The 10,436-nt window shown below is 67.8% G+C and carries 11 protein-coding genes; 2 read left to right on the top strand and 9 right to left on the bottom strand.

What is annotated here, in order from left to right; translation table 11 throughout:
- Positions 1 to 2: 2 nt before the first annotated feature.
- The 8 genes from H9L22_RS04420 to H9L22_RS04385 all read right to left on the bottom strand — a co-directional run bounded on the left by H9L22_RS04420 (position 3) and on the right by H9L22_RS04385 (position 8,483).
- Positions 3 to 1,505 (bottom strand): ABC transporter substrate-binding protein, encoded by a 1,503-nt coding sequence (locus tag H9L22_RS04420; RefSeq protein ID WP_226966117.1) that lies wholly within the window; start codon positions 1,503 to 1,505, stop codon positions 3 to 5.
- Between the two features lie 121 nt (positions 1,506 to 1,626).
- Positions 1,627 to 2,271: a CBS and ACT domain-containing protein gene (locus H9L22_RS04415; protein ID WP_187721750.1), complete on the bottom strand. Its 645-nt coding sequence runs from the start codon at positions 2,269 to 2,271 to the stop codon at positions 1,627 to 1,629.
- Between the two features lie 117 nt (positions 2,272 to 2,388).
- Positions 2,389 to 2,994 (bottom strand): ABC transporter ATP-binding protein, encoded by a 606-nt coding sequence (locus H9L22_RS04410; protein ID WP_264292544.1) that lies wholly within the window; start codon positions 2,992 to 2,994, stop codon positions 2,389 to 2,391.
- Between the two features lie 84 nt (positions 2,995 to 3,078).
- A complete protein-coding gene (locus tag H9L22_RS04405) occupies positions 3,079 to 3,885 on the bottom strand; it encodes an ABC transporter ATP-binding protein (RefSeq protein ID WP_187721749.1) in 807 nt (268 codons plus the stop codon).
- Positions 3,882 to 4,862, bottom strand: a complete 981-nt coding sequence (locus H9L22_RS04400) for a branched-chain amino acid ABC transporter permease (protein WP_187721748.1) — start codon at positions 4,860 to 4,862, stop codon at positions 3,882 to 3,884. The genes H9L22_RS04405 and H9L22_RS04400 overlap by 4 nt, the downstream gene beginning before the upstream one ends.
- Positions 4,862 to 5,746, bottom strand: coding sequence for a branched-chain amino acid ABC transporter permease (locus tag H9L22_RS04395; RefSeq protein WP_226966116.1), 885 nt, complete (start codon positions 5,744 to 5,746; stop codon positions 4,862 to 4,864). Before H9L22_RS04395 ends, H9L22_RS04400 begins: the two co-directional genes overlap by 1 nt.
- Positions 5,747 to 5,784: 38 nt before the next feature.
- On the bottom strand, positions 5,785 to 6,966 hold the full coding sequence (locus H9L22_RS04390) for an ABC transporter substrate-binding protein (RefSeq protein ID WP_187721747.1): 1,182 nt from the start codon (positions 6,964 to 6,966) through the stop codon (positions 5,785 to 5,787).
- Positions 6,967 to 7,091: 125 nt separating this feature from the next.
- Positions 7,092 to 8,483: an HNH endonuclease signature motif containing protein gene (locus H9L22_RS04385; RefSeq protein WP_187721746.1), complete on the bottom strand. Its 1,392-nt coding sequence runs from the start codon at positions 8,481 to 8,483 to the stop codon at positions 7,092 to 7,094.
- Between the two features lie 280 nt (positions 8,484 to 8,763).
- On the opposite strand from H9L22_RS04385, the gene H9L22_RS04380 reads away from it, so the two are divergent.
- Positions 8,764 to 9,090 carry a hypothetical protein gene (locus tag H9L22_RS04380; RefSeq protein WP_187721745.1) on the top strand — a complete coding sequence of 109 codons (327 nt, stop codon included), beginning with the start codon at positions 8,764 to 8,766 and terminating at the stop codon, positions 9,088 to 9,090.
- 88 nt (positions 9,091 to 9,178) lie between these two features.
- Positions 9,179 to 9,541, top strand: coding sequence for a VOC family protein (locus tag H9L22_RS04375; protein WP_187721744.1), 363 nt, complete (start codon positions 9,179 to 9,181; stop codon positions 9,539 to 9,541).
- A 37-nt stretch (positions 9,542 to 9,578) separates the two neighbouring features.
- Here H9L22_RS04375 and H9L22_RS04370 read toward each other — a convergent pair whose 3' ends face one another.
- Complete coding sequence (locus H9L22_RS04370; protein ID WP_226966115.1) at positions 9,579 to 10,301, bottom strand: nuclease-related domain-containing protein; 723 nt, start codon at positions 10,299 to 10,301, stop codon at positions 9,579 to 9,581.
- Positions 10,302 to 10,436 lie beyond the last annotated feature (135 nt).

The raw sequence follows: 10,436 nt of genomic DNA, 5'->3' as shown, positions 1-10,436 counted from the left end.
GTTCAGTTCCTCGCAGCCAGCTTGGTCAGATCGAAGGAGAGGCTGATCTGGTTCGCCTGGATCCCGGAGATGTCGTTGGTCGCGATGATGATGTTCGGCAGCAGGAACAGCCAGTCGGCGGCTGCGTCGTCCGACAGCATTCGGGCGGCCTCGCGCAGGAGTCGGACCTGCTCGGTGCTGCTGGCGGCGTCGGCCTCCAGCAGCAGCGCGTTGAAGTCCGGGTTGCTGTAGCCCCAGTAGTTGCCCTCGGCGGCGAAGGCGCCCATGTCACGCGGTTCAACGTGGGCGACGATCGTCATGTCGTAGTCGTGCTGGCCGTAGACCTGGTCGAGCCAGCGGGCGAAGTCGATCTCCTCCACCTCGACGGTGATGCCGACGTCCTTGAGCTGGGCGGCGATGAAGCGCGCAGCCGGGGGCGCGTACGGCAGGTTCGGCACCCGCAGCTTGAGGGTGAGCCCCGTGGCGAAGCCGGCCTCCGCCAGCAGCGTCTTCGCCTTCTCCGGGTCGAACGGGTAGGCCTGCGAGAGATCCTCGAACCAGGGGTCGGTGGGCGGCACCATCGAACCGATCAGCGTTCCCTTGCCACCCCAGGCTGCGTCGACCAGGGCCCTGCGATCGATGGCGTGGTTGATGGCCTGGCGGACGCGCAGATCCGCCAGCGCGGGCGTCGCGTGGTTGAAGCCGAGGACGACCTCGCCGTCGGTGGTCCCCTCGTAGGTGGTGAACCGGCTGGTGTCCTTGAACTGGTCGATGGCCTGCGGCACCGTCAGGTTCGAGATGATGTCGAGCTGGCCGGACAGCATGGCCGCGCTCATCGCGTTCGGGTCGGCGAAGTAGCGGAACGTGACCTCGTCGAAGCGGGCGGGGGTGCCCCAGTAGGCCTCGTTGGCGACCAGGTCGATGCTGTTGCCCTGGTCCCAGGCGTCGAAGACGAACGGGCCGGACCCGGCAGGAGTGGTGTTGAGGTCGGCGGTGGCGGTCGGATCGGAGACCGACCCCGCGGGGCCCGTCATGTCGTAGAGCCACTGGTTGGACGGGTTCTTGAGCGTCACCTCGACCGTGAGGTCGTCCTTGGCGGCGATCGTGTCGACGACGGCCCACTTGCCGCGGATCTGGTCGGTCGCTGCGCTCGAGCGGGCCCGCTCGAAGCTGGCCACGACGGCCTCAGCGTCGACGGGGGCGCCGGAGGCGAACTTGGCCCTGCCCTCGAGCGTGAAGGTGTAGGTCAGGCGGTCCGTCGAGATGTTCCACTGGGCCGCGAGCAGCGGACGGACGGTGCCGTCACCGTCGAGCTTCACCAGGGTCTCGTAGACGTTGTAGAGCAGCACGAACGGGGTCCCCGCGCCGGGCACGGTGATCATGTCGAGGCCGTTGGGCTCGGCGGTCGCCCCGATCGCCAGATCACGGGCCTCCTCCGGGGCAGGCGTCGGCCTGGTACAGGCTGCCAGGGTGACCGTGAGGATGGCCGCGAGCAGGACGCTCATCCACCGACGTGGCGCAAGCATGGTTCCAGGTTCCCCTTCCAGGGACGACATCGGGCGCTAGAAGTCTATCCGGACTGTCGTCGTCAGCGACTGCCCGCTTCGCCAGCAGCGCAATGACGTTATCGAACCGAGACGCTCTGCGTCAGGCGGAGTTGTCCCTCCGCGCCAGGATCCGCATGCCGGCGGCCTCGAGATCCGCCTCGATGGCCTGCGTGTTCGGGGTGTTCAGCCCGACCACGACGACGCTGGTGTCGAGGTTGCCACGGTGCACGGCGAGGTGCTGGATGTTGGCCTGGTGCGCGGCGGTGATGCCGGTCATGAGGCTCAGCATGCCGGGCTCGTCCGGGGCCTCGATCGTGAGCCGGATGCCGACGTCGCGGAAGCCGAGGATGTCGATGAATGCGTCGAGGATGTCCGACTCGGTGATGACGCCGACCAGGGCGCCGTCAGCGACGACGGGCAACATCTCGATCTTGCCGTCGCGCAGCACCGTGGCGGCCTCCTCGAGGAGCGCGTCGGGCGAGATGACGACGGCTGGGCGGCTCATGACTTTCGCCACCCGCAGCTTGGAGATCAGGTAGGTGGCCTCCTGCGCGCTGAGCGTCGTCGCCTTCGACGGCGAAGCGGCCGCGATGTCGTTGCGGGAGATGACGCCGACGACGGCGCCCGCGTCGACGACGGGAAGGTGCCTCACCCCGTGCTCCTCCATGACCGCGAGCGCGTCGGGGATCGACACGTCCGGCGTCACGGTGAACGGGTTGGCGGTCATCCGCTGCTTGACGAACATGCTCTTCGGCCTCCGGTCTCGGGGCGTCCTCACCATAGAAGACGTGTTGGCGTTGTCGGGGCCCACTCTAGTGATCCTGCCGCCGCGGCGGCGGGCCAGGTGGGTGTAGGCAGGAGGTCAGCCGCCCAGGTAGGCGCGCCTGACCTCCTCCGTCTGTGCCAGCTCGGCCGCCGCGCCCGACAGGACGACGCTTCCGGTCTCCAGCACGTAGGCGCGGTCGGCGATCTGGAGCGCGATGTTCGCGTTCTGTTCCACGAGCAGCACGGTGGTGCCGGCCTTGTTGATGCTGACGATGATGTCGAAGATCTCCTGCACCAGGAGCGGGGCGAGCCCCATCGAGGGCTCGTCCAGCAGCAGGACCCGCGGCTTGGCCATCAGCGCCCGGCCCATGGCCAGCATCTGCTGCTCACCGCCGGAGAGGGTGCCCGCGAGCTGCTTGCGGCGCTCCGACAGGATCGGGAACCGGGAGTAGACCTCGTCGTAGTCGGCCGCCACGACGTCGCGGCGCAGGAAGGCGCCGAGCTCCAGGTTCTCCAGCACCGTCATCTCCGGGAAGATGCGGCGTCCCTCGGGAACGTGCGACATGCCGCGACGGACACGGTCGCGGGCCGGCACCGACGTGATGTCGTCGCCCTCGAGCGTGATCGTGCCCGAGGTGGGCTTCTTCAGGCCGGACAGGGCCCGCAGCGTCGTCGTCTTGCCCGCGCCGTTAGCGCCGATCAACGTGACGATCTCCCCTCGTTCACCTCGAACGAGACGGACTTGATGGCGTTGATGACACCGAAGTGGACGACCAGGTCCTTGACCTCAAGCATTCGGCGCCTCCTCACCCAGGTAGGCCTCGATGACCTTGGGGTTGTTGCGGATCTCGGACGGCGTGCCCGAGGCGATGACGATGCCGTGGTCGAGCACGTAGATGCGTTCGCAGATCTTCATGACGAGGCTCATGTCGTGCTCGATCAGGAGAACGGTGAGGCCGAAGTCGCGGCGCAGCTGGGCGATGAGGCCCGTCAGCTCAGCGGTCTCCGCCGGGTTCATGCCTGCCGCGGGTTCGTCGAGGAGAAGCAGCTTCGGCCGGGTGGCGAGCGCCCGCGCGATCTCCAGGTGCCGCTGCTCGCCATAGGACAGGTTGCGGGCCAGTTCCTCCGACTTGCCGCCCAGCCCCATCAGGTCGAGCAGTTCCTGGCTCTCGTGCCGGATCCGCCGCTCGCTCGCCCCGTAGGGAGGGAGGTGGAACAGCGACGCGAACAGGTTGTAGCGCACGTTCTGCTGCAGGGCGATCGCGACGTTCTCCAGCACCGTCAGGTCCTTGAACAGCCGGATGTTCTGGAATGTGCGGCCGACGCCGGCGGCGCAGATGCGGTACGGAGCGCGGCCGCCGAGCGACGTCGTGACGCCGTCGACCGTGAGGTCGATGGATCCCGCGGAGGGAGGGTACACGCCGGTGAGGACGTTGAACAGGGTGGTCTTGCCGGCCCCGTTGGGGCCGATCAGGCCGACGAGTTCGCCCTCGTCGATGTGGAGGCTGGCCTCGAACACGGCAGTCAGTCCGCCGAAGTTGCGGGTCAGCTTGTTGACCTCGAGGAGCCGGGACGTGGTGGTGGTCTCGCTCACAGCGCCTCCTTCGCCTGCTCCGGCCTGCGGCCCTTGAACACCCTGCCGAGGACGGTGTCGGTGACCTCCTTGGATCCCATGAGGCCTCCTGGGCGGAAGATCATGATGAGGACGAGCACGAGCGAGTAGATGATCATGCGGACGTCGGAGAACTCGGCCAGGAACGTCGAGACGACCGCGAGCAGGATCGCTGCGATCACGGTGCCGGACATGGAGCCGAGGCCGCCCAGGACGACGATGACGAGAATGTCGATGGACTTGAGGAAGCCGAACTGGCTCGGCTGCAGCAGGAAGAAGTAGGAGGCGTACAGGCCGCCCCCGATGCCGGCGAAGAATGCGCCGATCGTGAAGGCCTGCACCTTGGTGGCCGTCGTGTTGACGCCGATCGCCTCGGCGGCGATCTCGTCCTCCCGCACCGCGATCGCGCGACGCCCCTGCGAGCTGCGGATGTAGTTCCAGAGGACGACCAGCGTCAGGGCGGTGAACAGGAAGGCCCAGTTCCAGTCGACGGTCTGCGGGATCCCCGACAGGCCGACGGCGCCGTTCGTGATGTCCAGGTTCAGGATGACGATGCGGATGATCTCCGCCATGCCGAGCGTGGCGATCGCCAGGTAGTCGCCGCGGAGCCGCAGCGTCGGCAGCCCGACCAGGGCCCCGATGATGGCCGCCGCCACGGCGCCCGCGAACATCCCGACGAGGAAGCCGAACGGCGAGCCGATGATCGGGTTGAGGGCGAGGGTGACCAGTGCACACGTGTAGGCGCCGACCGCCATGAACCCCGCGTGGCCGAGCGAGAACTGGCCGGTGAATCCGGTCACCAGGTTGAGGCTCGACGCGAGGATGATGTTCACGCAGATCGTGACGATGATCGAGAACACGTAGCTGTTGATCACGCCGGTGTTGATCAGCAGCAGCACCACGACATAGCTGAGAACGAACGGAAGGGCCCTCAGCCCGATGCTCTTGACCGTCGTCATCACACCTTCTCCTTGACGTTCTTGCCGAGGAGACCCGCGGGCTTGATGATCAGGATCAGGATGAGGATCGCGAAGACGACGCCGTCCTTGAACAGCGAGAAGCCGAGGCTCGAGACGAGCGTCTCGGCGCCGCCGATCACATAGCCGCCGATGAGGGCGCCCGGGATGATGCCGATGCCGCCGAAGACGGCCGCGACGAACGCCTTCAGGCCGGGGATGATGCCCATCAGCGGGTTGATGGAGTTGTAGTAGACACCCACCAGAACGCCCGCCGCCCCGGCCAGGGCGGAGCCGATAGCGAACGTGAACGAGATGGTGCGGTCCACGTTGATGCCCATGAGTTGGGCAGCGTCCGGGTCCTGCGACACTGCGCGCATCGCCTTGCCCATCTTCGTCTTCTTGACGATGAACTGGAGCAGGAGCATGAGCGCGACGGCGACGCCGATGATGACCAGCTGCTGGTTCTTGATGATCACGCCGCCCAGGTTCATCGAGCCCTGCATGAAGCCGGGCATGGCCGGGTAGGCCCGCGGGTCGGCGCCGACGAAGAACATCATCGTGTACTCGATGAGCAGGGAGACGCCGATCGCGGTGATGAGGGCCGCGATGCGGGTCGAGTTCCGGAGCGGGCGGTAGGCCACCTTCTCGATCACGACGCCGAGGATCGTGCAGCCCACCATCGCGATGATGAGCGACTCGAAGAACCCCAGCTTCAGGATCGACATGCTGGCGTAGCCGAGGTACGCGCCGACCATGTAGACGTCGCCGTGGGCGAAGTTGATCAGCTTGATGATTCCGTAGACCATCGTGTACCCGAGCGCGATGAGCGCATAGATACTGCCGATGGACAGGCTGTTGATCAGCTGCTGCAGGATCTCGGTCACGACACCTCCTTCTACCGTCCGCTACCGGAACCCGTGGGTCAGCCGACCTTCTCGCTGGTGGCCTGGACGCCGTCCTTGAGGCCGATGACGACGATCGACTTCACCGGGTTGTGGTGCTCGTCCATGTCGAAGGTTCCGGTGACGCCGACGAAGCCCTTCGTCTCGGCCATGGCCTTCTGCACGGCCTCGCCGGTGAGCGCGGAGGCCCGCTTGACGGCGTCGGCGACGAAGTTGCCGAGGTCGTAGCCGAGCGCGTGGAACGCGTTGGGCTCCTCGTTGTTCTTCTCCTTGAACGCGGCGATGAACTCGACGACCTTGGGGTCCTCGTCGATCGCGGAGTAGTGGTTGGTGAAGTACACGTCGTTCAGGGCCGCGGCCCCGCCGAGCTCGAGCAGCGTGGGCGAGTCGAAGCCGTCGGCACCGAGGACGGGCGCCGTGATGCCGAGGTCACGGGCCTGCTTGATGATGAGGCCGGCCTCGGAGTAGTAGCCGGGCAGGTACACCACGTCGAAGGTCTGGCCCTTGAGTCGCGTCAGGATGGTGTTGAAGTCGGTGTCACCCGCGACGAAGGCCTCTTCGCCGACGATCGAGCCGCCGAGCTTGCCGAACTCCTCGGTGAAGGCCGCAGCCAGCCCCTTGGAGTAGTCGGAGCTGTTGTCCTTGATGATGACGGCGGTCTTCGCCTGCAGGTTCTCCGAGGCGAACTTGCCCATGATCGTGCCCTGGAACGAGTCGCTGAAGCAGATGCGGAAGGCGTACTCCTGGACCGTGGTGCCGTCCCAGGTGACGTCGTCGGCGGTGGCGGAGCCCGACACGACCGGGATCTTGTTCTGGTTGGCGACCGGGATCGTGGCCTTGAAGTTGCCGGACGTGGCGGGCCCCATGCAGGCGAGCACCTTGTCCTGGGCCATCAGCTTGTTGGCGAGCGTGGTGGCCTCTGCCAGTTCCGACTTGTTGTCGTACTGGACGAGGTCGATCTTCTTGCCGTTGACACCCCCGGCCTCGTTGATGGCGTCGATCGCCATCTTGATGCCGGCGACCGACGCCTGGCCGTAGGTGGCCACGCCACCGGACAGCTCGTAGTTGACGCCGAGCTTGATGGTGTCGCCGCCGCCACCTCCCCCGGAGCCTCCGCCGGGCGTAGCGGAGCAGGCGGACGTGGCGCCGACGGCGGCGATGGCAACGGTGGCACCCAGCAGGGTGCGGCGGCTCAGGTTCATGGAGTCTCCTGGTCTCGAAGGACTGGCGGGCATTATCACGCACGGCGCGATGTTGGGGACATCTAAGCACCCCGCCCCGCCAGAATTACGCCACAAGCGTCAAAGCGAGACGGTGAATGCGGCCGTCACACTGTTGTGCCGACGGTCCACTCCGAGCTGAAGGGCAGGTCGTCCCAGACGGGCGGATCGCCGCGAGGAAGAGTTTCCTCTGCGGGGATCGGAACGGGTCCGCGGAGCCGGTGGCGGTGGTGCCGTCGCGGACGTCGCCTCGGGTCTATCTGACGGGGAGGTGTGAACCACGGCATCCCGTCCACCGGATCGAGGTGGACCTGCCATTGGAATCCCGGTGCTCGAGCCAGATCCGGCTCGACAACCCGGTGATGGTAGGGGCACAGGAGTACGGCGTTGCCGAGGACGGAGGCGCCCCCGGCCCACCAGGGGACGATGTGGTGGGCATCGCAGGCGGCCGGGGGCGCCGTGCATCCCGGAAAGGCGCAGCCCTGGTCACGCAGGGCCAAGGCCGTGCGGACCGACGCGGAGAACAGGCGACGGCTGGCGCCGACGTCGAGCGGGCGCGAGCCACCGTCGAGGGTCACAGGGATGATGTGTGCGTCGCAGGCCAGCCTCCTGGCGTCGCCGGCTGCGAGGGACTCCCCCGAGGCCAGCGCGCCGGCTCGTCCCAGCCCACTCAGGAGCGTCTCGAGGCTCAACGTGACGATCACCTGCGGACGGTCGCCTCCCCTGGCAGGCAGCGAGCCGGTGGCTGCGACGATCCCCGTCAGACGGACGAGCGCGTCAGCCCGGCGGGCCGCCATACCCGGCCTCTCCCTCTCCTCGAGGTAGGCGTTGGCCGACGGCGTCAGCGCGTCGAGCTGAGCGAGGAGGAGTTCGCCATCCGCAATCGGTAGCTGGCCTCGGATCCGCATCGAGCCGTGGTGGTCGGGCACCAGGACGAACGAGCGCCCCGCGCGGGCCAGCTTCGCCTCGCGGGCCAGCCTGGATGCCTCGATCTCATCGGCCCGGTCCGGGGCAAGCACCTCGCCGTAGCGGACGGCCAGGAGGTGCAGTTCGTCGGGATCGAACTCGGCCGCGTAGCGGATCAGTTCCCGCTGCGCCGTCGCCAGCTCCGCCACCGTGAATTCGACCCCCGATTTCGCCAGCCCGGAGACGATGGCGCGGGTCTGCGCCTCGGAGACGGCACCGGCGCGCAAGGCCTCACCGATCAGCGGGTAGCGGTCCGCAAGGTCCGCGGCCAGACGCACCATCGCCCGCGCCGCCCGTCTGGAGACGGTGTTGGTGTGGTGAAGCCAATCCACGGCCGCCCCGGGCGGATCAGCCAGGCGGTCCTCGTCGTGCAGGAGGCTCAGTCGACTTCCCGTGAGGGCGTCAGTCACCTCGCCGAGCTGGATGAGCAGCTCCCGCCGCTCGGTCGACGACAGCGTCGCGGGGAGCGCGGCCAACGCCTCGCGGACCGCCGCGAGGCGGCGTCCGAGGGTGTCTACCGCTGAACTGCTCATCCCCCGATTCTCCCTGGCTGACTCCAGGTTCACTAGGGCAGAAGCGTCCCTGTGCACAACCGAGGAGCCGTTCGGCCAAGCCTGGGGACAACCCCGCTGTGCGTCTCAAACTGTCGGTGGCCGGTGCTAGTGCTTCCGGGCCTGGTGCGGGCAGTCGGGCAGTCGGGCACGCTCCGGGATCTCCCGGGACCGCCCCTGGGAGCATCCGGCCCATCTGGCGTTCGCCGTCCGCCGGGCATAGCGTCGTCCCCTGGACACATCCGTCTCCGAGGGGGTCGACATGCCTGACGACATCCGCGACGCCGCCGCCCGCCCAGGGCGAACGTCTTCCCGCCAGCGTCCACAGCGACGCACCGCACTCGCTCTCGCCGGGGCGGCCCTCGCGGCCGGTGGAGCCGTGCTGTGGAGCTTCGTCGTGCCCGATCGTGCCGACATCGCGCACGGGCTCCGCGCTGCAGCGATCCGGTACGGGCACCCCGCTGCCTGGGCGCTGCTCTGTCTGTGGTGCCTCCTGGTGGCGGCCCGCGCTCCCGTTCGGGCGCGGGCCGCAGCCGCCTACGCGGCGCTCGCGGCCTACCTCGCCTTCCTCGCCGGGTTGCTGTTGTAACCGTAACGACGAATCCTGCGCTTGGCGTACGCGACCCTCCTCACCGGCCTAGTGTCGAATCCGTTCCAGCAACCACGAGGAGGCCGTCATGGCCCATGGAGACATCACCCACATCGACATCCCTGTCACCGACCTGGCGAAGGCGTCGACGTTCTACAGCACCCTCTTCGGCTGGCAGATCGCCGAGGTTCCCGGGTTCGAGGGCTACCCCATGTGGCAGGCCCCGAACAAGATCAGTGGCGGCGGGCTGGCCCCGCGCGACGATTCGTTCACACAGCCCCGCTCCTACGTGGAGGTGGACTCGATCGACGACACCCTGGCACTCGCCGTGGCCAACGGCGCCGAGGTGGTCATGGGGAAGAACCCCATCGACGAGACCAGCTGGTGGGCCTTCTTCCGCGACCCCGATGGCAACGTCATCGGGCTGCACGAGGGCTCGACCCAGGCCTGAACACGGGGCCGTGCCTCGGCCCCACCGACATCTCCACTCAGGATGGCGGAAAATGCGTGGCCAGCGCGTCCCGCACGGAAGTCACGTCCAGGGTGACCTGACCTGGCTCGGTCAACTGCTTGCGGAGCAGCTTCGGCCACAGGACCTGCACCCCACGTGTGGCGAAAGCGCCGCCGATGAGCGGCCAGTCGGCGTCGACGAAACACAGGGCGCCGCGCACCGGTACCTCACCGACGACGTCACGGACCAGCCCAACCTGCTTCAGCACGCCGTCCACCAGCCTGGTGCTGTCGCGGCCGCCGACCACAAGCTTCTCCGTGCGTGGCCGGAGCAGCCCTCCTTCTATCCGCAATGCGGGCCGCTTGCCCCGGTACCGCTTCGCGTCGACCACCCAAACGGCGCCAGCCGTGACGATGATGTGGTCGATGTTTGCCTTGGTGCCCGGGATCCGCCGATCGTGCAGAACGGCGACGGCATCGGAGGCGAGGCCGTCGAACATCCCGCCAAGCCGTTCCTCCCCGACGGCTCCGGTGGCCCAGGCCTTCGTGCTCTGCTTCTCGTCGGACAGGGCCACGGCGATGCCGCCGAGCCTTCCCCACCTCTCTCGGATCTTCGCCTCGTCGTTCGCCCGACGCCTCTCGTACTCCCGACGCGCCGACGCTCCCGCCGCACCGGGCTCCTCTACGAGAGACGGAACGGCTGACTGCGTTGCCGGAGCCGGGTCAGCGTCCATGTCCGCGGGCCCAGCAGGAGCCGCCATCTCCCCTGCCCCTCTGGGCTCACGGCCGCCGAGCGTCTCGCCCATCGGTACCGGCGCGATCTCTGGGGGCGATGGGACACAGGCAGACACGGATCCAGAAGCCGGTGTGGGTGGCTCGTCTGGCGATCGGCACTC

The organism is Tessaracoccus defluvii (assembly GCF_014489575.1).
GTDB classification, from domain to species: Bacteria; Actinomycetota; Actinomycetes; order Propionibacteriales; family Propionibacteriaceae; genus Arachnia; species Arachnia defluvii.
This window is presented reverse-complemented; position numbering and strand designations above follow the sequence as displayed.